We start from the raw sequence: 22,917 nt of genomic DNA, 5'->3' as shown, positions 1-22,917 counted from the left end.
CAATGGAAGGAGGAAGTGCGCTACGGATTTGCGCACCAATGTTCTTACATGCCAGAAGAGCCGCCGACCGAGCTTTCCGGATCGAAGGAGAAGACGCGTAGTTCCGGTTGGACGTCCTCGCCGCGCATGATGCGTACCGTCATGACGAACGACAATTCCCAACGGCCTGCTGCATAGCCTACGTCCAAATTGTGTTTCCACTCCTGGCGGATGCGGTGCAGAGGTGTCTGATCGGGTTCGCCCAACAACTGCTGGATCTCGAAGTCCAGCGGCAAATGATAAGTAGCGCCTACAGCTTGCAAAAATGGCGATGGCGGCGAATAAATGGTTGGTACTTTCGGGCCGATCTGCGTCAGTTGCGGTACGGTGATAATGCAGCAGTCGACAATTTGGAATGAGGTGAAGCCGCTCTCGCTGGAGCCGCAGCAAGTGACATCCAGGTACACATGCTGGCCTTTCTGGAAGTGCACGCCGCCCATGTAGGGGCCGTGGCGTGGGTCTGCTGTGCCGTCACAGGAGGTGAAGCTGTAGTCGAGCTGATTGGTGATCTGGTCTGCATCAAAATGCACGGATAACTTCATCCAAGGGCTTACAGGCGTCATTTTTTACTATCTCTTTCAGTTAGGAAGTTGAAGTACTGAGGATCTCGTCGCAGGTTTAAAAGTTCCGGTTCTGATTCAATCAGATTGAGTGGATAGCCTCGCTTGTCGGCAAGACGTAGCGCAGCTAAGGCTTGTTCACGGTTTCCAAGGAGTTCGTGTGTCATTGCAGCACGAAACTGCACATCGGCTGTATCAGGTGCCAAGGCGATCGCCTTTCGCATGATCGCCAGTGCTTGTTCACGTGCTCCGGTATACGCGCTGTATAGCGCCATGCGCGAGTTATAGGTGATTTCATCCGGGGCTGCCTCTAATAGAGGTGCCAGCAAATCAATTGCACGTTGGTAGGAGCGCCGCGATTTTTCCTTTTGGGCTGGAATCCACCTTTGTGCATCTGCCAAGTTAGCCCAGAGCAGATAATTTCCAGGGCTGCCTTTGCTGCTGGAAACGGCATCTTCAAATGCATTGGCGGCACCGATATAGTCTCCACGGGCAAACAGCGAAGTGCCCAAGTTGGTGTAAAGCTCCCAGTGCGGTTGGATCTGCAAACCCTGCTGCAATACACGCAGCGCCTCATCGCCGCGATCCTGGCGGAGCAGGGCCGCATTTAGGTAGGCATACGAGTTTGCCGCCTGCGGATCCAGTTGAATGCTGTATCGGAACGACTGTTCAGCTTTTTTGTAGTTACCCTGCTGGAACTGCATGATGCCTCGCTGCAAACTGAATAATCTCTCCCGCGGATAAATACTAGTAGCGTTTTCGAGCAGTGGAAGTGCTTGTTCGAACTGCTTCATATAAATTAGATTGCGTATCTTGCCGTACAGTCCCAGCAAGTTTTGCGGATCCAGATTCAATGCCGTCGTCGCGGCCTGTAATGCCGTCACGCGTTTGCCTTGGAATTCCAAGACCCATGCCTGGGCCACATGCGCCAAGGCTAGTTGGCCATCCACAGCTAAGGCTTGCTGTGCACTCGCGTCGGCGCGTTGCAACCAAGTCGGATCCCGGCCATCACCGACATAACGTAGGCTATATGCCAACGATAGTCCGGCCGCCGCCGCTGCATTGCGTGGATTGTGTTCCAGCACTTTGTTGAACAAGTCAATCGCCTGTTGTTGACTGGCCTGGTGATCGAATAGACGGAGTTTTTCCATGCCATTCTGCATGGCCTGGATTTCTGAATATGCGGCATCCCGAGGTTCCGTGGACAGCGACCTGGGTAGTTGCCATGCCGCAAGTGCCAGCAGCATAGCCCCGGCGGCCAGTTTTAATGTGCGTTTTCTAGGCAAGGGCAGGCGGATGGAGACGCTGGCGGGCGGTTCTTCCTTCGCAGGCATCTCGTCGGCAAGGGGCGTGGCCAGGGTGGGCGGCTCGCCGCGCTGCGCCCCTAGCGCCTCGCGCACGTCGCGCATGGTGCGCGGCCGTTCGGCCGGGTCGTGCGCCGTCATTGCGCGCACGAGGGCATTGATGGCGGGCGGGACGGAGTCGGGCAGGTCGGGCCACGGTTCCGTCGCCTGCATGTGGGCGGCGGCCAGGGCCAGGCCGTTCAGGTGGGCGAAGTGGCGCTGGCCGGCCAGCATTTCGTACAGCATGGCGCCCAAGGCATACACGTCGCCGCGCGTGTCGGGCAGGCGGCCCATCAGGCGTTCGGGCGCCATGTAGGCGATGGTGCCCTGCAAGTCGCACAGGGTGGTCGTTTGAGTCGCTTGCGGGTCGATGTGGCGCGCCAGGCCGAAGTCGAGGATGCGCACCTTGCTGTCCGCCTCCAGCATCAGGTTCGACGGTTTCAGGTCGCCGTGGACGAGGTCCATGGCGTGCGCCTCGTCCATGGCGTCGGCGATCTGGTAGGCGATGTCGAGCGCCCCCTGCAAGTCGGCCTTGCCGCTGTGCATGAACTGCCCCAAGGTCTGGCCTTCGACCAGTTCCATGACGATGGATTGGCTCGTGCCCTGGCCCTCGATGGCGAAGATGCGCACGAAGGCCGCATGCCTGAGCGAGGCGGCCAGGCGTGCTTCATTGATGAGTTTTTCCGGATGCAGCACGTCGGCTTGCGGTTTCAGGCGCTTGAGCGCCACGCTACGGCACAGCTTGGCATCCCAGGCTTCGAACACATGGCCGAAACCGCCTTCGCCCAGCAAGCGGCGCACTTCATAGTGCCCGCTGATCGTGTCGTCTTGCGGCGGGGTCTGACGCAGGGAGTCGAGCAGTTCCATATACCTTGGCTTCAGAGTGCATCAACGTGGACATCCAGCATTGAAAAGGGTCAATGCGATGTTGGAATGCTCAAGATGATTGATTTTGAGTAACTTCCTGATTTAAAACGATTGTTTCGAATAAGTCAATTAATATTGACAAGGAGTGAACAAAAGCTGCTTTACCTGCGCCAGGAAGGCACTCCTTGCTGACGCATGCGCGCAATCTTGTTCAAACTCAATTTTCCTCCCTCCCGCTTCATCAATAATGCAGACGGGGCTATACCGGCATGTGCCGATCAGGCGATGGGGGCGGGCATGGACGAGTTGCTGCAATACTACGAGCGCGAACTGGGCACCTTGCATGCGCACAATCAGGCGTTTGCCCGACGCTATCCGGCCATCGCCGGCGCACTGGGCATCCTGAGCGGCGACATGGGCGACCCGCACCTGGCACGCATGCTGCAGGCGTTTGCCATGTTCAACGCGCGCACGGCCAAGCGCCTGGCCGACGGCTTCGGCGCCTTCAGCGAAACCTTGCTGGAAGTGAACTTCCCCCATTATTTGCGCCCGTTTCCCGCCTGCGCCATTGCGCGCATCGATAACGACGCGGCGACGGTGACCGAGCTGGCCACCATCCCGCGCGGCACGGTCATGCATGCTGCCGAGCATCAGGGCGTCACCTGCAAGTTCACCACCACCTACGATGTCGTCGTGGCGCCGCTGCGCCTGTCCGACGTGCGCTTCCAATCCATCGTGGCGGCGCCGCCCGCGGTGCGCCTGACGCCGGATCTGGGGGCGGCGATCAGCATCACGCTCGAAGCGGCGGGCGCCACGTCCACGCTGGACGGGCTGGCGCTGCCGATGCTGCGCCTGTTCCTCGACGGCGAACCTGCGTTCTGCGCCACCCTGCGCGACAGCCTGTTCCTGCGTGCCCGCCGCGCCTATGTGGAAGTCGATGGCGCGTGGCAGGCGCTGGACGCGGTGCCTGTGCATCCGGTCGGCTTTGCCGCCGAGGACGCATTGATACCGGCCAGGGCCGCCTCGCATCCCGCTTACCTTCTGTTGGGCGAATGGTTTGCCTTTCCGGATAAATTCAATTTCGTCGACCTCGACCTGGCCGCGCTGCGCCCATTGTTGCCGCCGGCCTGCCGGCGTTGCACCGTGCACTTGCTGCTGGCCGACGTGCAGGCCGACGCGGATATCGCACGCATCTTGCGGCCCCTGTCCGCAAGGCATCTGGTGCCGGGGTGCACGCCTGTCGTCAACCTGTTCCGCCAGGCCGCCAATCCCATCCGCCTGACGCACGCGAGCGCCGATTATGTGCTGCTGCCGTCGGTCAGGCAGGCGCATTGCTACGACATCCACAGCGTCGACAGTGTGCAGGTTCTCGGTGAAGCGGAGCAAGGCGCCGCGCTGGACACGTTTCACCCGTTTTATTCGATGCTCCATGGCGAGGCGGGCGGGCGCCAGGGGCGTTATTGGGTGACGCGGCGCGACGAGGATATGGCGCTGAGCCATCCCGGCTATGACATGCGCATCTCCTTTGTCGACGGCGCCATGCAGCCGCTGCACGACACGACGCAAACGGTGTCCATCATGCTCACCTGCAGCAACCGCGACTTGCCCAGCCGCCTGGTGTTCGGCCATGCCGCAGGCGACTTGCACCATGACGGCGCGGCCAGCGCCTTGCCGGTGCGCCTGCTGCGCAAGCCCGGCGCGCCCTGTCGCTTCCCTGCGGGTGCGGCGTCGCACTGGCGGCTGATCGCGCAATTGTCCCTGAATCATCAGTCGCTGAGCGAGCAGGGCTTGCCGCTCTTCAAGCAGATACTCGAGTTGTACAACTTGCCCGGTTCGGCCAGTGCCGCGCGCCAGATCGCGGGCATGACCGGACTGCGCCAGCGCGCCGCCAGCACCTGGCTGCACGACGAGGCGGGCGGCAGCCTGGTCTTCGGCATCGACGTCCTGCTGTCCGTCGACGAGGAAGCCTTTGTCGGCAGCGGCTTGCATGCGTTTGCCCAGGTCATCGAACGCTTTCTCGGGCTGTACGTGCACCTGGGTTCGTTTACCCGCCTGATCGTCTTGTCGCAGAAGAATGGAAAGGAGTTGCTGTGCTGCCTGCCACGCAATGGAAACCAGACGCTGGCGTAGTCGCGCGCCTGCTGGCCGATCCGTCCGGCACCGGTTTCTTTCAGGCCGTGCGTTTGTTGTGTGCCTGGATGATGCAGCAAGGCATTTCACAGGAGCAAGTGTTTCGCGATTGCCTGCGTCTGCATGGCAGTGCCTCGCTGTCGTTTGCTCCAGGGGAAATCGAACAACTGTGGCTGGAGCCGCAGGCGGACGGCGAGACGCAGGTGCATGTGCAGGCGGCCATGCTGGGTTTTTTGGGCGTGCATGGCAGCTTGCCGCTGCATTACACGGAAACGCTGGTCCGCCATGAGCGGCAGACGGGCGACGGTGCTCCCCGCGACTGGCTCGATGCGCTGTCGCACCGGGTGCTGACCCTGTTTTACCAGGCCTGGGCCCGCTATCGCATCGAATGCCAGCAGGACGCCGACGGCGGCGAATTCCTTCCCCTGCAGCTGGCGTTGGCGGGCGCCTGGCCTGCCGAGGTAGCCAGGCAGGAAGATGGTTTGCCTGCGCATGTGCTGGCCCATTACGCGGCCTTGCTGCGCCACCGGCCCGTGTCGGCCGATGTGATGCAGGCGGTGCTGGCCGAGTATTTCGGCGTGCCCGTGCGTTTGCAGCGTTTTGTCGGCGCCTGGTTCCGGCGCGCAGCGCAGGAGCGCACCTTGCTGGCCGCCGCCCATGCCCGGCTGGGGCAGGGGGCCATGCTGGGCGAACGCTGCCGGCGCGCCGACTTGCGCGTGCGCCTGGTGCTGGGGCCGCTAAGCCGCCGCGCCTACGAGGATTTCTTGCCCGGCCGGCCAGGCGCGCTGGCCCTGCGCCAGATGCTGGTGCTGTTCGGCTTGCCTGGCGTGAGCTTCGAGATCCGCCTGGTCTTGCGGCGCGAAGACGTGCGTGGCTGCGTCCTGGGCAGGGGCGCCTGCCTGGCGGAGGATGCCTTTCTGGCCGGCAAGTTGTCGGCCCGTGACCGTGATGACATGCATTACGACCTGCGATTCGATGGCTCCGCCTGAGACCGCCGTGAATGATGGACCCCGCTGACTGTTGGAAGGAAGAAAACCATGGAAGACTTCGCGCAATGGCTGGCCGTGGACAAGGTCTTGACAGCAGGCAATCGCGCCTTGCGGCTGCGCCTCGCCTACCCGCAGGGCGTCAATGACGATGTCTTGCTGCCGCAGCGCATCAGCGGCAGCGAGGCCATCTGCGGCGGTCTGGAATACCGCATCCTGTGCGTGGCCACGGAGGCACAGCTGCCGCTGAAGCAGTTCATCGCCGTGCCGGCCGAGCTACAGATCGTGAACGACCAGGGACAGCTACGCAAGGTGTGCGGCATCGTCGCCGAAGCGTGCGCGGGGCAGAGCGATGGCGGCCTGGCCACCTATCAGCTGGTGCTGCGCGACGGCCTGGCCTTGATGGAGAAACGCATCAATACGCGCGTGTTCCGCAACAAGCATGAATTGCAGATCGTGCAGCTTCTGTTTGATGAGTGGCGACAGGGCAATAGCTTGCTCGCGGCCAGCCTGGATCTCGCCATTGACGGGGCGCTGGCGGCGCGCAGCTTGCCCGCGCGCGAATTCACGATGCAGCACAATGAATCCGATGCCGCCTTTATCCGCCGCCTGCTCCGGCGACGCGGCATCGCCTGGTGCTTCCAGGCGGGAGCGCCGGCCAGTTCGAACGCCGCCACCACGCCCGTGCATACCCTGCTGCTGTTCGACGACGCCAGCCGCCTGGCGCACAACGCGGCCGGCACGGTGCGCTATCACCGCGATGACGCCACCGAGGAAAGGGATGCCGTGACGGCCTGGAGCGCCGTGCGCCGCTTGCAGCCGGGAAAGTCCGAGCGCTACAGCTGGGACGATGGTCACCCGCACAGCCCGCAGTTCATGGCAACGCAGTCGCAGGGCGGCGTGGATCAGGGCAGCAATGGCAATCGCTTCGCAGCCAGTCTCGACGACTATATCGTGGAGCCGCCGCTGGCCGCCGCCAGCAATGACGACTTGCGGCAACTGGGCCAGCTGGCGATGGCGCGTCACGATTTGGACAGCAAGTGTTTCCAGGGAGAAGGCTGCGTGCGCGACTTTTGCGCGGGCCAGTGGTTCAGCCTGGAAGGGCATGCGGACATCGACAGCCACCCGGTGGCCGAGCGCAGTTTCGTCATCACGGCCTTGAGCGTGGCGGCCAGCAATAACTTGCCGACAGGTCTGGACGCCCGTGTCGAGCGCCTGTTTGCGCAGAGCGGCTGGCAGTGTGACGCTGGCCAGCCGCAAGGGGCGGGTGCCGATGGCCGGGCGGTCTTGCGTTACCACAACCGTTTTACTTGCGTGCGGCGCGGCATTGCCATCGTCCCTGCCTTTGACCCGCGCAGCGATTTTCCCGTCGTGCGCCTGCAAAGCGCGCTGGTCGCGGGGCCTGCCGGCGAAGAGGTGCATTGCGATGCGCTGGGACGGGTCAAGGTGCGTTTTGGCGCCACGCGCGCGCCGGACCACGCGCATGCCAACGGCAGCGGCGCGTCCGATACGGAGCGCGATTCGGCCTGGGTGCGCGTGGCATCGAGCTGGACGGGCAATGGACCGGGCAACGGCAGGCAATGCGGCACGCTGACCTTGCCGCGCATTGGCGCGGAAGTGCTGATCGATTTTCTCGGCGGCGACCCGGACCGGCCCATCATCGTCGGCCAGCTGTACAACGCCGTGGGCGCGCCGCCGGGCTTGAGCGCGCGCGGCGCCTTGCCCGGCAACCGCTACCTGTCCGGCATGCGCAGCCGCGAAGTGCGGGGCGGGCGCGGCAATCAGCTGTGCTTTGACGACACGCCGTCGCAGATCAGCGCACAGCTGGCCAGCGACCAGGCGGCCTCGCAACTGAACCTCGGCTACCTGACCGAGCCGCGCAGCGACGGGGCAGGGCGGCAGCGCGGCGACGGCTTTGAATTGCGCAGCGACGCCAGCGGCAGCGTGCGCACGGCCCGCTCGCTGCTGATTTCGGCCTGGAAACAGCTGGGCGCCAGCGGCAAGCAGCTCGACAGCAGCGAGCATGCCGCCGTGATGAAGGAATGCCTGGAATTGTTCACGTCCCTGGGCGAGTTTGCCGCCCAGTACCAGGCGCTGGCGCTGGACGCGGCCGGCAGCAAGGCGCTGGGGGCCGCCATTGCCGCCGACCAGCCCGCCGTCAGCATCGCGGCGCCCGAGGGCGTGGCGCTGAGCACGCCCAGGACCATCGCCGGCAATGCGGGCGCGAATATCGACCTGGTGGCACAACAGCATCTGCAGCTGAGCGCGGCCCAGCGCTGCAACGTCAACGCGGGCAAGGGCATTTCCCTGTTCGCGCACCAGGATGGCATCGTGCAGGTGGCCCACTTCGGCAAGTTCTTGCTGCAAAGCCAGCACGACTTGTTGCAGGCGGACGCCGCCAAGGACATCCGCCTGACGGCGGGCACGCGCCTGGTCGGCGTGGCGCAGGACGAAATCACCTTCATGACGGCGGGCGGCGCCTACCTGAAACTGTCCGGCGGCGCCGTGGAGCTGGGCGGGCCGGGCGCGTTGACGGTGAAGACCGACGGCCACCACTGGAGCGGTCCGGCCAGCATGAAAGGCGAACTGCCCACCTTCGGCGAAGGCGACTTGGGCCGCGTGCCGCGCTTGCTGCGTCCCACCGACGGCTTGCCCGTCGAAGGCGTGGAAGTGCACATCGAGCGCGAAGGCGACAGCCCGTTGACGGGCGTCAGCGATGCCGATGGGCGCGGGCCGAAGGTGGCGACCGACCACCTGCAGCGGCTGAAGGGATTCTTCTTCCGCCGCCGTTCCTGAACCCCGACATAGGAGACACGCCATGCAGTTCGATCCCCGCCCGCCGCTGTGCGACGATCCCAAAATCGATATCCTCGGCCAGTTTTCCTGCAACGCCAATTTCCAGAGCAGCGACCGGGACACGCTGCAACAGTTGCCGCTGCCCGGCATCATCATCTTCGTGCACGGCGTCAATTCCGACGGCGAGTGGTACGCGGCCGCGGAAGAAGGCCTGTGCAACGGCCTCAACGAGCGCCTCAAGCGTTCCTGTCATCACCTGCAGCACCGTGGCGTGGAAGGCGGCGAACTGAAGGCGGTCAATTATGGCGCCGAGATCACGGCGGAAGGCTTTCTCCATCCGGAGATGTCGGCCGATACCCTGATCCGCGATGCCGGCACGTTTTCTCCCGTGCTCCGCTTTCGCTGGGGCTACAAGGCTTCCGGCGAAGAACTGCAGAAATACGGCAAGGGCATCTACCTGAACGAACAGGATTACTGGGGCGGCGGCCCGTTTGCCAATGGCTGCAGCGCGCTGGCCGACCTGTGGAAGGAGGGGCTGAGCGAGGATTTGTTTTTGTGGAACAAGATCCAGCACATGAATCCCTTTTCGGAGCGGCAAGTGTACAGTTGCCCGCCGCGCCCGTATTTCGTGCTGGCCGCCTATCGCCTGGCCAGGCTGGCCGAAGCCATCCGCCAGCAGCAGGCCGACGTGCCGGTCACCATCGTGTGCCACAGCCAGGGCACGATGGTGGCGATGGCGGCCGCCTTTCTCGGCGCCCGCCTGCCCAAGGTGGATGGCGTTCCTTGCGTGGCCGATAACTATGTCATCTGCAATTCTCCGTACAGTTTGGCGAAACGCAATAGCGCCGAGAACTGGGTAGCCGGCAATCTGCGCGCGGCGGACGGCAGCACGGGCAGGGTGACGGTGCAGGCGCGCCTGGATACCTTGAAAAACTTCTTTGCCATCATCCGCCAGCGCGCCACCCTGGGCGAACTGCAGACAGACGAGGAAATCGACCGCTGCATGGCCAACTTGCAGCACGGTTTTTCCGCCGCCAAAGATCGTGAACGATACGGGATTGCCGGCGCCGCGCGCGGCGGCAAGAAGTCATCATATGGCCGGGTGACCATCTATTGCAATCCGCACGACGTGGTGGTGTCGTCCGTGGCCATCGAGGGCATCGGCTGGCGCGGCCTGTCGGGCTCGCTGGCCAGGGACAGCAAGGACGGCGGCGAGCTGGCCGCCACCGACGCGGCAGGCGTGTGCGTGCAGCGCGTGTTTGCCCAGGGTTTCGAGGTGGGCAAGCAAGGCAGCTATCACTACTGGACCGATCACTGGCGCAAGCCTGCGCCGGGCGGCAACGATTTCTGGTTTCCGGCACAGAAATATGCGTCTTATTCCGTCAAGCAGGGCGTCGAGGCCAGCCAGGAGAGCCGCTTGTCCACCATCCTGACTGTCGGGTTTGCGCCCCTGTTCATCGTGATGACGGGCCTGGCTCGCAGCCCCTGCAATGCCTCTCCCCACAAGGATTGGAAAATCGAACTGAACGCGCCCGACTTGTTGCAGCCCTTCACGCCGCAGTCCTTGCGCTTTGGCCAGACCAGCGAGGAATTCGACGAAGGCTATGATCCGCCCGGCGAATCGCGTCAGGCCGGAAAACAGCGTACTGCCGGCGACGATTACCTTGCCGATCATGCCATCCCGCCCGGCGGCCTGCAGGGGCAGGCGGGAAAAGACGAGGCCAAACGCGTGGACAGCGCGAAGGGCACGGCCGACGACGAGGCGCGTTTGCGGTTCGAGCAGCGCGCGGTGATACGCGCCCAGGCTGTACGGGAAGGGAAAAGTCCTGCGGGCAAAAAAGTGCAGCAGGAAATGCCCAACGCCACGCCAGACGCCGACTACCAGCAATGGCGCAGCACGCGCATCGGCGAAATGATGTCCAGCCATGCGGGCGCGTACGCCACCGACCATTCCTCCATCCTGACCAACGCCATGCACGCGGAGCGGGCGCTTGCGTATGACGTGGCGGTGGGCGTGTGCCGCATCAAGGCTGAGCAGTTGCGCAAGTTGCGGGTGGCGGCGGATTGGAGGTTGTTGGAGTGGGTGGACGAGCCCGATTTTGCAAAGACTTTTGAGCAATATTTCGCAAGTGCCACCATTGATGAATTAAAGATAACCGTTTGGGCAGGTAGCGAAGGCGGACCGGCCAGTATGCCTAGTTTGATAGTCGATAAGCGTGAAAATCCACCACCTGCCGTCAAGCCAACGTCAGGAGAGTGCGCCCATGGGTGACATTGCAGTGTCTTAAAAATGGAGAATTCAATATGACGAAATCCTTTTTTATTTATGCTTTGATGGTTTTTCTGGCGTTGATTTCCCTGACGGCCTGTGTACGTCTTCGTTCATCGCCGCCTGCGTCGGAAAATGCTGTTACCGAGGTACCTGACACTGACAAACGCCGCTATATGGCACAGGTCGTCGCTGTGCAATGGTTGAATCCGCTGCAGCGTCGGGATTACCCCACGCAATGGCAACTACTGTGGACTATGGGACTGGTGCAGCCGAATCCAGGCGACGATATGGTCAAAGAAAATCCGAAAAAGTATTCCAGCTTGCAGGCTATTTCACCAGTCGCAGGGGGAAGTGACGGTGCGGAAACGTTTGATGGATATCATCGTAAGTACATTCGGAAAGTATTTAATTTGTTCCATGATATTTATTATTCCGACCCCGAGTATTTTTACAACGTCCATTCTGCTGAAGACAGATCACGCTGGCGTGAGCTGGCCGGCATCCATATCGAATATGCTATCCCTGAAGGAAAACTCGACCCGGTAGATGCTGGTGCTTTCGTGCAAGACTATGTGCGCCGCACCTTTACCATCGGCAACCCAAACTTCCCTACACTGTGGACCCGCTCCATCCTGCCCGAAGTTCGCGTCACCATGGGCGGCCCTAACGCCGGTTTTACCTCCTTGGCCGCCGCGCTCGACTACCTGCAAAGCCACCCCAAGGAAACCGTCTGGGCCATGAGCTGGGATGCGCCCAGCCGGCCCCTGGACCGGCAGATCAACGAAAACCTGGTGCTGCTGGTGCTGGCCGGTCCCGACTTTAAGACGGAGCGGGCGCCGTTGGCGTGGCTCGGCTATCCGAGCACGAAACAGGCGGCGGATTTTGACGTCAAAAAGGGCGAACCGCCGCGCCTGGTGCAGGCGTGGACGGCGGCCATCGAGGAGGCGGCGGCGAAGGCCAACAGGCAGGATACGGAGATTGGCTATCTCATCCATGATGCGGGCAATACGCACAAGGACTCTTCAGCACGGCTGGGCGCGCTGGCGCAGACGCTTACCCTGCAATTGCCGGAATTCGATTTCCTCAAGCAAAGCTTCAATCTGACCGCCGTGCTGGGCGAGACGGGCGCGGGTACGGCCCTGACAAACGTGGCGCTGGGCATCGCCTATGCGCATCACTTTGGCAAGCCCGTGCTGGTGGCCGGCACCAGCGACCTGTCGGCGCCCGTGGCGCTGGTGGTGGCGCCGCCCGCTGTCGTGCGGCCGATCCGGCCCGACAAGCCGTGGTTCCGCGCGCGCGGCGGCAACCATGCGTATTTGCCGTGGTGGGGCTTGCGCCACGATGCGCCTGAGTATTACCAGGGGTTTTCGCAATGAGGGCGCTGATCGGTGTTCTCATGTCGCTTTTGCTTGGCGCGTGCGCGACGGCGCCCTTGCAGGAAGCGACGGTGCCACGCAGCGGCCCGTTGATGGCGCAGGTGGTGGGGCTGCAATGGCTGAATCCCCTGCAGCGTCGGGATTACCCCACGCAATGGCAATTGCTGTGGACTATGGGACTGGTGCAGCCGAATCCGGACGATGAGATGGTCAGGGAAAAACCCGAGAAATATACCCGTCTGCAAAGTATTGCTTCTGTCGCGGTTGGAAATGATGGTTCTGAAACGTTCGATGGTTACCATGAAAAATACATAGAGAAGACTTTCAATTTAATTCATGACGTGTACTACTCCGATCCAGAGTACTTCTACAACGTTCACTTTGCTGAAAACAAATCACGCTGGCGCGAGCTGGCTGGCATCCATATCGAATACGCCATCCCTGACGGAAAACTCGACCCGACGGATGCCGGCGCTTTCGTGCAAGACTATGTGCGCCGCATCTTTACCATTGGCAACCCAAACTTCCCGACACTCTGGACGCGCGCTACGCTTCCCGACGTCCGCGTCACCATGGGCGGCCCCAACGCTGGCTTTACCTCCTTGGCTGCCGCGCTCGATTACCTGCAAAGCCATCCCAAGGAAACCGTCTGGGCCATGAACTGGGATGCGCCTAGCCGACCTCTGGACCGGCAAATCAACGAAAACCTGGTGCTGCTGGTGCTTGCCGGTCCCGACTTTAAAACGGAGCGGGCGCCGCTGGCGTGGCTCGGCTATCCGAGTACGAAACAGGCGGCGGATTTTGACGTCAAAAAGGGCGAACCGCCGCGCCTGGTGCAGGCGTGGACGGCGGCCATCGAGGAGGCGGCAGCGAAGGCCAACAGGCAGGATACGGAGATTGGCTATCTGATCCATGATGCGGGCAATACACACGAGGACTCTTCAGCACGGCTGGGCGCGCTGGCGCAGACGCTTACCCTGCAATTGCCGGAATTCGACCTTCTCAAGCAAAGCTTCAATCTGACTGCCGTGCTGGGCGAGACGGGCGCGGGCACTGCTTTGACGAACGTGGCGCTGGGCATTGCCTATGCGCATCACTTTGGCAAGCCCGTGCTGGTGGCCGGCACCAGCGACCTGTCGGCGCCCGTGGCGCTGGTGGTGGCGCCGCCTGCCGTCGTGCGGCCGATCCGGCCCGACAAGCCCTGGTTCCGCGCGCGTGGCGGCAACCATGCGTACTTGCCGTGGTGGGGCTTGCGCCACGATGCGCCTGAGTATTACCAGGGGTTTTCGCAATGAGACGCTTGATACATCCGGGGAGAAGAGCATGCGTGGCGTGATCCGCTTGAACGACCCCACCAGCCATGGCGGCAAGGTGGTGGGCGCGGCGCCGAAGAGTACCGTGCTGGGCGTGGCCGTGGCGCGCAAGGGCGACCCTTGCGTTTGCCCGATCAAGGGCCACGTACGCTGCGTGATCGCCGAGGGCGATCCGCAGGTGCTGATCGACGGCGTGCCCGTGGCGTTTGACGGTCACAAGACCAGCTGCGGCGCCAGCCTGATGTCTACCGTCGGCAACAGCGGGCGCGCTTAGGTCACGCTCGTGTCTATGGCCGTGCCCAGCTTGTCGACGATCTCGTCGACATGGCTGGCGTCGATGATGTAGGGCGGCGCCAGCAGGATGTGGTCGCCGTGCAGGCCGTCGATGGTGCCGCCCATGGGATAGCACATCAGCCCGTTCTGCATGGCGTGCGCCTTGATGCGTGCGTGCAGGCGGCGGGCCGGGTCGAACGGCTGCTTGGTGGCGCGGTCCTGCACCAGTTCCAGGCCCAGGAACAGGCCGCGGCCGCGGATGTCGCCCACGTGCGCATGGCCGTCGAAACGCGCATGCAGCCGCTCTTGCAGCAAGGCGCCCATGGCGCGCACGTTGGCCAGCAGATCGCGTTCCTCGATCTGCTGCTGCACGGCCAGCGCGGCGGCGCAGGCCGTGGCGTGGCCGATATACGTGTGGCCGTGCTGGAAGAAACCCGTGCCGGCGCGGATCGTGTCGCGGATGTCTTGCGACACCATCACGGCGCCGATGGGCTGGTAGCCGGCGCCCAGGCCCTTGGCGATGCAGATGAGGTCAGCCGTGACGCCTTCCTGCTCGCAGGCGAACAGGCTGCCCGTGCGCCCCATGCCGCACATGACTTCGTCGAGGATCAGGAGGATGCCGTGGCGCTGGCAAATGGCGCGCATGCGCTGGAAGTAGCTGGCGACGGCGGGCAGGGCGCCAGCCGTGGCGCCGACGACGGGTTCGGCGATGAAGGCCATGACCTTGTCCGCGCCCAGTGCGGCGATATGCTCTTCCAGCTCCTGGCCCAGGCGCGCCACGTAGTCGCTGTCCGTTTCATAGGCTGCCTGGTCGCGCCAGGCGTAGCAGGGAGACACGTGGGTGACGTCGATCAGCAGCGGCTCGAACTGCTGGCGGCGCCAAGCGTTGCCGCCCGTGGCCAGCGCGCCCAGGGTGTTGCCGTGATAGCTCTGGCGGCGCGCGATGACGTGGCGGCGCTGCGGCTGGCCCCGTTCGACGAAATACTGGCGCGCCATTTTCAGCGCGCTTTCCACCGCTTCCGAACCGCCCGAGACGAAATACACGCTGTCGATGCCGGCTGGCGCGCGGGCGACGAGGAAATCGGCCAGCTGCTCCATTGGCTCGGTGGTAAAGAAGGAGCTGTGCGCATACGCCATGCTGGCAACCTGCCGTTGCACGGCGGCGATCACGGCCGCATCCGAATGGCCGAGGCAGGAGACGGCCGCGCCGCCGCAGGCGTCCAGGTAGCGCTTGCCGTCCGCATCGATCAGGTAAGGGCCGTCGCCGCCCGTGGCGATGGGATAGCTGGCGGTCAGGCTGCGGTGGAAGACATGGCTCATGGCGTCGCTTTCTTATCGGCAAGGGGAGATGGCCGATTATAGGATGCGTCACGTCATATTGCAACGTTTGATGTATTTGTTTTTAATTTACATCATTTGATGTTTTTGCGTAGGCGCCCAGCGCCCGCAATTGCTGTTCCGCCGCGCCGATGGCCGTGACCGCAGCCGGCCCCGCGCGCGCCACCAGCAGTTCCACCAGGCTTTCGACGGCCGCGACGCCGGCCACGATGGAGGGGAAGAACGAGGGGCTGTCGACGGCGATGACGATGCTGGCGTCGGCCTGCAGGGCCAGCGGCGACATGGCGCTGTCGCTGATGGCGACCACCCGGCAGCCGGCCTGGCGCGCCGCCTGCGCCACCAGCAGCGCTTCGCTCGAATACGGCGCGAAGCTGACGACGACGACGGCTTCGTCCGCCTGCAGGGCGCGCAAGTCCATTTCCAGGGTGCCGCCCTGGCCGCTCAGCAGCTGTACGCTGGGGCGCAGCAGCCGGTACAGGTAGTGCAGGGTGTAGGCGATCGGGTGGGCGGCGCGAAAGCCGGCTACGTGCACGCGGGGCGCCGCCTGCAGCAGATTGGCGGCCCCGTCCAGGGCCGCGTGGTTGGTGCTTTCCGTGGCGGCCAGGTTGCGCTGCTGCACCGTGAACACTTCGGTGACCAGGTCGCGCTCTTTTCCCTCTTTGCCGGCCAGCGCGCCGGCTTTTGCCGCGTAGCCGCTTGGTCCCGCGCGCAGGCGTTCGACGAAGATGGCCTTGAGTTCGGGCCAGCCGGCAAAGCCCAGCTGCTGCGCCAGGCGCACGAGGGCGGCCGATTGCACCTGCGCGCGCGCGGCGATGCTGCGCATCGACGAGACGGCCACTTCGTCCGGATGGTCGGCCAGGTAGCGGGCGCCGGCCTGGAATTGCGGGCTCAGCTGCGCATGGCGCGCCTTGATCAGGTCCATCAGTGCCGCATAGGAATCGTGGGGTGTCGCTGCCTGCATCGCCGTGCCTCAGTTGATAGGTTGCGGCGATGGTACAGGATTCGTCAGCGCGCTGGTAGCGGCGCGCCTTGCACCCGGGCGGCCGTGCGTGGACGCAGGCGGGCAAACAGGTGCGGCCCGGCCGGTTTGCGGCGCGGTCCCGTCGTCAGCACGCGCAGGGCGGTGGGCAGCGGCACGTCGTGGCAGTGCAGGAACAGGGCGGCGGCGCCCGTGCCGGCCATTTCCTGCAAGGCCAGCGCATGCTCGACCAGCGCCGCCGTGCGCATGTCGAGCCGTACCGGGATGTCGGGTTGGAATAATTGTGTGTCGATGGGCCGTGCATTGCGCATGCTGTCCCCCGCCGGGTTCGCTAGTCAAGCTGCCAGCATAAAAGCGCCCCGGCGCCACCACTTTGCGCCAGATCAATTCCACTGTCGGATAGATTCCACAAGGCAAAAAAAACGCCAACCGTTGCCGGCTGGCGCTGAAAACCCTTGAAGGAAGAAAGGGTGGGGGACGGGCTAGTAGCTCCAGCGGACTGATATACCTACAACCTTGTCATAGCGCCGCACATCGCGCACATAGTCCGGCGTGTCGTGATAGTCGCGGTAGGTCGAGTCGAGCAGGTTGTTTGCGTCCAGCGTCACCGTGGTATTCGGGTTGAGCTTGTACGAGACCGACGCGTCCAGGGTCTTGGTGGGCGCCACGGTCAGGTGGATGCCCTTGCCGCGGTAGTTGTAGTCGTCGACGTACTTGTCGCGCCAGCTGTAGGCCAGGCGCGCCGACCACGGTCCCTGTTCGTACAGGCCGACGATGTTGGCCGACCATTTCGACATGCCCGTGAACGGATGCGCGCTGCCATTCAATTCTTCCAGCTCGCCCGTCATATAGGTGGCGTTCGCCTGCAGGCCCAGGCCGCTCATCCAGCCTGGCAACTTGTCGTAGAACTGCTGGTAAGCCATTTCCACGCCTTGCAGATGGCCCTTCGAGGTGTTGCGCGGACGCGTGATGTCGTACTCGATGCCGTCATACGTTTCCTTAGCCGAACCGGACAGGATGTAATTCTTGAAATTGTGGCGGAATACGGTGGCCGTGACGGAACCCGTCTGCGCGAAATACCATTCCAGCGCCGCATCGAGGTTCTTGCCTTCCACGGGTTTCAGGTCGGGATTGCCGCCGCTGCCCGTCGGACGTACCATTTCCAGGCTCTTGCCCAGGGTCACGCCGGGGTTGAAGTCGGCGAAGTTCGGGCGCTGCACCGCCTTGCCGGCCGTCAAGCGGGCGACCAGGTCCTGGCGCAGCATGGCTTTCAGGGTCAGGCTGGGCAGTACGTCTGTATCGGACGTTTTCACGCGCACGGGCGTGACGATGCCGTCTTGCGAGGAATTGCCTTGCAAGTCCTGTTTGGTCTGCACCACGCGCACGCCCACGGTGCCATCGACCGGCACTTGCGCCAGATCAAAACCGATGCGCGCCTTGCCGTAGACGGCGTTGGTTTTTTCCACATCCTTGAAGTGGGTCATCGGATCGTCCGGGCTGCGTTCGCTGCTGCCCGTAAACAACTGGCGCAAGGTGTCCGTGTTGTTGAGCATGTAGTCGCGGCACGGCGTGAGCCAGCTTCGCAGGCCGAAGTTGCCCGTGTTCTTGTGTGAGGTGCATGCCAGGCCGGGCAGGGCGTCCGCGGTCATGATCGACGTCAGTCCGCCTTGCACGTTCTTTTCGCGGATCGATTCGGCCTTGCGCTTGGCCAGGCGCACGCCGCCCGAGAATTCACGGAAGAAGCCCGTGCTGTCCATGTCGTAGGTGACGTCGCCGCGCCAGTCGGTCGAGCTGCCTTCGTCGTGGCTGTGGTTATCGTAGAAGCCGAGCAGCGTGTAGTTCTTCGGGGCCAGCATGTTGTAGCCGGGGTAGCTGATCTGTGCGCCGCCGTTGACGTTCGTGCTGCCGATCACGCTGGTCGGATGGGCGAGGAAGTCGAGGATGGGAAATTCGCGCTCGAAGTTGCTGACCGTGCGCGCCAGTTCCGTCGTGGCGCGCAGCTGCGGCGTGATGTCCCAGCGCGCGCCGATGGCGCCTTGCGAACCGATCGAGCGGTCGCGCCGCGCCTGGGTCGAACCGAGCGTGAACGGCGACCAGGGGCCGTCGATCTTGCCCACCGTGGCCGCCTGATTGGTGCCGGGGATCAGGGTGATGTCCGGGTTCTGGCCCCAGGGCAGGGAACCGACGAAGAACTGGCTGTCGAACGCGTGCTTGATCAGGGTCGACATGCCTTCCGCATACACTTCCACCTGCGAGTTCGGGCGCCACTGGAAGGCGGCATTCGCCGCGTAGCGCTTGCGGTCGCCCACGGTGGGGATCATGCCGACGGAATCGGGACCCGTGATGTTGCCCGCGTCGGGGCGCTTGACGGGTTCGGCGTTCCAGATCGTCTCGTCATAGTATTTGCTGCGCTGGTAGGACAGGCCGAGCAGGGCGCCGAATTCGCCGTATGCGGTCTTCCAGCGGTTCGAGACCATGCCGCTGACGTTCGGGTCCGTCGAGCCGGACTTGTCGCGGTGCTCGGCGCGCACGTTGCCCGACGCCGTGAAGCCCTTGAAGTCGAACGGGCGGTTGGTGCGCACGTCGATCACGCCGGCCGTGCCGCCTTCGACCATGTCCGCGCCCTGCGATTTGTACACGTCCACGCGCTGCAGCATGGCCGTCGGGATGTCGGCCAGGTACAGGCTGCGGCCCACGGAGGTGAACATTTCACGGCCGTTGAGCAGGGTCACCACGCCGGGCAGGCCGCGGATGATGACGGAACCCGCTTCGCCGCCTTCGCGGCGGATTTGCACGCCCGTCACGCGGCCGAGGATTTCGGCCACGTTCTTGTCCGGGAATTTGCCGATTTCATCGGCGACGATGGAGTCGACCACCTGGTCGTTGTTCTTCTTGATCGTTTGCGCGCTCTGTGCCGCCCTGCGCACGCCCGTGACGGCGACGACGGCGATGCCGGCATTGTCGGCTGGCGCCGGTGCTGCCGTTTCCACCGTTTCTACCGTTTCCACCGCTTCCACGACGGGCGCCTGTTGCGCCCAGACGGACGCGCTGCTCAGCAGGCCGGCGCCGGCCAGGGCGGCCACCGTGGCCTTCAAGGTCAGCCGTGTGTTTTGCTTGGGCGTGCGGGTGCCCGTTGCCATCGATTGCTTCATCTTGTCTCCACCTGTATTTTAGTTATGTTGAGAACGCCGCGGCAGTCGCCGCCAGAGCTGGAACTTGCTCAGAAACATGGTAGGTGGGAATGACTTTGCCCCACAAATGACTTCTTTTGCGATGTCAATACCAATTCCGGTATCCCTGCTGCATTCATGCGCCCTGGCGGCGCGCCGCGCGTTGTCGAACCTGGCGCGGGCGCGTTGCGGACGCTCCACAGCAGGTGTCAGGCGGCGCAGGGCGCGGCGCTGTGCGCCAGCCAGGCCATGAAGTGCGCTTGCGGCATGGGGCGGGCAAAGTAGTAGCCCTGCAATTCATCGCAGCCGGCGTGGCGCAGCACGTCCGCATCGGCCGCGCTTTCCACGCCCTCGGCGGTCACCGTCAAGCCCAGGGTATGGCCAAGGCCGATGATGGTTTTCGTCACCGCCAGGTTTTGCGGCGAGCCGTGGATGTCCTGCACGAAGCTCATGTCGATTTTCAGCTTGTCGAGCGGGAAGCGGCACAGGTAGTTCAGACTCGAATAGCCGGTGCCGAAATCGTCGATCGACAGCGCGAAACCCAGCGCCTTGATGGCGTGCAGGGTGGCGATGGTGTCGTCCACGTTGTCCATCAGGATCGATTCCGTCAGTTCGAATTCGATCTGTCCCGGCGTGACGGGAAACTCGCGCAGCACCTCGCGCAAGGTGGCCACCAGGCCGCCGCTTTTCAGCTGGATGGCCGACAGGTTGATCGACACGGCGATGTCGCCCGCGCCCGCCTCGCGCCAGGCCAGCTGCTGGCGGCACGCCTCGCGGATGACCCACGCGCCGATGGCGACGATCAGGCCCGATTCCTCGGCGGCGGGAATGAAGCTGTCGGGCGCGATCAGGCCGTGCTGCGGGTGCAGCCAGCGGATCAGGCTTTCCACGCCATTCAGGCGGCTGCTTTTCGCATCGATGCGCGGCTGGTAGTACAGCACCAGTTCCTGTCGCTCGATGGCGTGGCGCAGATCGCTTTCCAGGTGCAGCTGCTGCAGCTGCTGTTCCAGCATCTGCGGCGTGAACATGCGCGCGTGATCGCGCCCGCCGCTCTTGGCCTGGTACATGGCCGCATCGGCGTGGCGCATCAGGGTATCCATGTCGCCGCCGTGGTCCGGGTAGATGGCCACGCCCACGCTGCACGAGACATACAGCTCGTTGCCTTCCACCTGGTGCGGCTCACGCATGGCCGGTATCAGCCGCGTGTCGAGCAGGGCGGCGATGGATGCGGCATCGCCGACGCCGTTGAGGATGACGACGAATTCATCGCCGCCCAGGCGGCTGACGGTATCGCCTTCGCGCACCAGCTGCAGCAGGCGCTTTGAGACCGATTGCAGCAGCGCGTCGCCCACGTGGTGGCCCAGCGCGTCGTTGACGTGCTTGAAGCGGTCCAGGTCGACGAACAGCACGCCCACCTTTTCGCCGCTGCGGCGCGCCTGCGCGATGGCGGCCGCCAGGCGCACTTTCGACACGTGGCGGTTCGCCAGTCCCGTCAGCGCATCGTGGTGGGCCATGTGCTCGATCTGCCGCTCGCTGGCCTTGCGTTCGCTGATGTCGAGCGAGCTGGCGATGAAATGCGTGGTGACGCCGTCGAGGTCGCGCACGGCGTTCATCACCAGCCAGGCGGGATAGCTTTCCAGCGACTTGCGCTGCACCCGGATTTCGCCCTGCCAGTAGCCGCGCCGCGCCAGGGTCTGGCGCAGGCTGTCGAGCTGCTCGGGCGGGTTCTCCGGCGCGAGCAGGAAGGCCGGGCGCTTGCCGATCAGCTCCACCATGTCGTACAGCGAATGGCGGCGGAAGGCCTGGTTGACGGTGATGATGCGCATGCCGGCGTCCATCACGATCAGGCTTTCGGCCGATGCCTCGAATACCTTGGCCCACAGTTCCAGGCGCGACTCCATCAGCTTCATCTTGTTGATCGGCGTGAAGGTCGACAGCACGGCGCGCTGGCCCTGGTAGTCGATCAGGCGCGCGGAAATCAAGGCCCAGGTGGGCGTGCCGCCGCCGCTCCAGCACACCTCGAATTCATCGACGGCGCCCAGGTCGCTCAAGCGCTGGAAGAAGCGCGAACGGGCTTGCGGATGCATGCCGCCCACCCACGGGTCCAGTTCCAGGCCGCCCTGCCACGCGTGCGCGGCCTGGTTCGCGTGCAGCACCTGGTGATGCGGGATCGAGGTGACCATCAGCGGAATGGGAATGGCGTCGACCAGCTGGCGCTGCGCATCGGCCGCGCTGGCGCGCGCCACCAGCTCCTGCTGCGCCATGCGCTGGAAGTCGAGCTGCTGCAGCATGGTATTGAAGGCGCGGACCAGGCGGCCCGTTTCATCCTCGCTGTCCCAGACGGCGCGCAGGCTATGGTCGCCCGTTTCGCGCACTTCCTGCGCCACGCGCGCCAGGCGGCGGATGGGCAGGGCGATCTGGCGCGCGACGAAAAACACCAGGCCCAGTATCATCACCAGCAGCAGTACGGCCGTGCCCAGGTGCAGCCACATGCGCGTGAAGAAGCCGTCCACGCGCAGCTGGATCAGACGGTGCAATTGGCCTTCCGCCGCGCGCCAGGCACGCTGCAGGGCCGCGGCGGCCACCGCATCGCGGCGCAGCAGTTCCTGCGTGCCTGCGGGGTTGGCTTGCGCGCCGGCCAGCGCCTGGGTACTGGCGCGTAACTGCGCCACGGCTTGCCGCAGGGCCGCGCGCGAGCCATCCAGGTGCTGGCGCAGCAGCGGCGTGCTGGCCGCGAACGCCTCCGTGTAGTCGCTGCCGATGCCGGCCATGGTGGCGTCCATGCGTCCCTCCAGTATCAGGAACTGGGTCTGCAGGCGCTGGCGCTGCGCGCCTTCGGCCGTCGCCAGTTGCAGGGCCAGGGCGCGCGTGCTGTTGATCACTTCCAGCAGTTCGGGGAAGCGCAGGATCACCAGCGACATCGTGTAGTAGCTGTCCAGGTCCGGGTCGAGGATCAGGTTCGATTGGTTGCCCACGCGCGTGAGCAGTGCGCGCCCGGCCACGAAGGCGGGCGAGGGCGCGATGCTGTCGTCCGGCGCAGCGGAAATGCTGCCGGCCTGGCGCAGCAGGGCGGCAAATTGCGCATTCAGTTCGGCGCTGCGCATGCCGGCGCCGAAGCGGCTTTCGGCCTGTTCCACGGCCGCTGCCTGCGCGCCCGGCTGCGCCGTGCTGCGCGCCAGGGGCAGCAGCGCATCGCGGATCGTGGCAATGTAGTCATTGCCCGCCATCTCCTTGCGCGAGAAATCGATGGCGATGTATTTTTCGTTGATGAGGATGCCGGAAATGAAGATCACGGCGGACAGGTCGAGCAAATAGATCAGCGCCAGTTTGCGCCCCACCGTCAATTTCCCGATCATGCGCGAGATTCTGCCCACCATGCGTGCCCCACCTTCTCGTCAGCCCATTTATGTTTTCTTATGAGCAATTTTCATGCCTGAATTTACAAGCTTGCAAGGGGACTTTTGCACCATGCAGG

At 63.9% G+C, this 22,917-nt stretch carries 14 protein-coding genes; 7 read left to right on the top strand and 7 right to left on the bottom strand.

The window, feature by feature from the left end; translation table 11 throughout:
* Positions 1-44: 44 nt before the first annotated feature.
* Positions 45-602 (bottom strand): hypothetical protein, encoded by a 558-nt coding sequence (locus O0879_RS12495; protein WP_289916723.1) that lies wholly within the window; start codon positions 600-602, stop codon positions 45-47.
* Positions 599-2,809 carry a serine/threonine-protein kinase gene (locus O0879_RS12490; protein WP_289916721.1) on the bottom strand — a complete coding sequence of 737 codons (2,211 nt, stop codon included), beginning with the start codon at positions 2,807-2,809 and terminating at the stop codon, positions 599-601. The genes O0879_RS12495 and O0879_RS12490 overlap by 4 nt, the downstream gene beginning before the upstream one ends.
* A gap of 297 nt (positions 2,810-3,106) precedes the next feature.
* On the opposite strand from O0879_RS12490, the gene tssF reads away from it, so the two are divergent.
* The 7 genes from tssF to O0879_RS12455 are packed head-to-tail and all read left to right on the top strand — an operon-like array spanning position 3,107 to position 13,956.
* The gene (tssF, locus tag O0879_RS12485; RefSeq protein WP_289916719.1) at positions 3,107-4,939 is read left to right on the top strand and encodes a type VI secretion system baseplate subunit TssF; all 1,833 of its coding nucleotides are present in this window, start codon (positions 3,107-3,109) and stop codon (positions 4,937-4,939) included.
* Complete coding sequence (gene tssG / locus O0879_RS12480; protein ID WP_289916717.1) at positions 4,900-5,928, top strand: type VI secretion system baseplate subunit TssG; 1,029 nt, start codon at positions 4,900-4,902, stop codon at positions 5,926-5,928. Before tssF ends, tssG begins: the two co-directional genes overlap by 40 nt.
* Before the next feature lie 48 nt (positions 5,929-5,976).
* Positions 5,977-8,721, top strand: coding sequence for a type VI secretion system Vgr family protein (locus O0879_RS12475; RefSeq protein ID WP_289916716.1), 2,745 nt, complete (start codon positions 5,977-5,979; stop codon positions 8,719-8,721).
* Positions 8,722-8,743: 22 nt separating this feature from the next.
* A complete protein-coding gene (locus O0879_RS12470) occupies positions 8,744-10,993 on the top strand; it encodes a hypothetical protein (protein WP_289916714.1) in 2,250 nt (749 codons plus the stop codon).
* Between the two features lie 32 nt (positions 10,994-11,025).
* The gene (locus tag O0879_RS12465; protein ID WP_289916712.1) at positions 11,026-12,369 is read left to right on the top strand and encodes a hypothetical protein; all 1,344 of its coding nucleotides are present in this window, start codon (positions 11,026-11,028) and stop codon (positions 12,367-12,369) included.
* Positions 12,366-13,664, top strand: a complete 1,299-nt coding sequence (locus O0879_RS12460; protein WP_289916709.1) for a hypothetical protein — start codon at positions 12,366-12,368, stop codon at positions 13,662-13,664. Before O0879_RS12465 ends, O0879_RS12460 begins: the two co-directional genes overlap by 4 nt.
* 28 nt (positions 13,665-13,692) lie before the next feature.
* Complete coding sequence (locus tag O0879_RS12455; RefSeq protein WP_289904035.1) at positions 13,693-13,956, top strand: PAAR domain-containing protein; 264 nt, start codon at positions 13,693-13,695, stop codon at positions 13,954-13,956.
* Here the strand turns inward: O0879_RS12455 and O0879_RS12450 are convergent.
* The 5 genes from O0879_RS12450 to O0879_RS12430 all read right to left on the bottom strand — a co-directional run bounded on the left by O0879_RS12450 (position 13,953) and on the right by O0879_RS12430 (position 22,798).
* Entirely contained in the window at positions 13,953-15,275 is a 1,323-nt protein-coding gene (locus tag O0879_RS12450; RefSeq protein ID WP_289916708.1) for an aspartate aminotransferase family protein, read from the bottom strand. The genes O0879_RS12455 and O0879_RS12450 overlap by 4 nt on opposite strands.
* Positions 15,276-15,357: 82 nt before the next feature.
* Complete coding sequence (locus tag O0879_RS12445; protein ID WP_289916706.1) at positions 15,358-16,254, bottom strand: MurR/RpiR family transcriptional regulator; 897 nt, start codon at positions 16,252-16,254, stop codon at positions 15,358-15,360.
* Between the two features lie 44 nt (positions 16,255-16,298).
* Positions 16,299-16,583: a hypothetical protein gene (locus O0879_RS12440; protein WP_077407612.1), complete on the bottom strand. Its 285-nt coding sequence runs from the start codon at positions 16,581-16,583 to the stop codon at positions 16,299-16,301.
* Positions 16,584-16,754: 171 nt separating this feature from the next.
* Positions 16,755-19,424, bottom strand: a complete 2,670-nt coding sequence (locus tag O0879_RS12435) for a TonB-dependent receptor (RefSeq protein WP_289916704.1) — start codon at positions 19,422-19,424, stop codon at positions 16,755-16,757.
* Positions 19,425-19,651: 227 nt separating this feature from the next.
* Complete coding sequence (locus tag O0879_RS12430; RefSeq protein WP_289916702.1) at positions 19,652-22,798, bottom strand: EAL domain-containing protein; 3,147 nt, start codon at positions 22,796-22,798, stop codon at positions 19,652-19,654.
* Positions 22,799-22,917: the final 119 nt, after the last annotated feature.

This window comes from Janthinobacterium sp. SUN120 (assembly GCF_030397735.1).
Lineage (GTDB): Bacteria > Pseudomonadota > Gammaproteobacteria > Burkholderiales > Burkholderiaceae_D > Janthinobacterium > Janthinobacterium kumbetense.
This window is presented reverse-complemented; position numbering and strand designations above follow the sequence as displayed.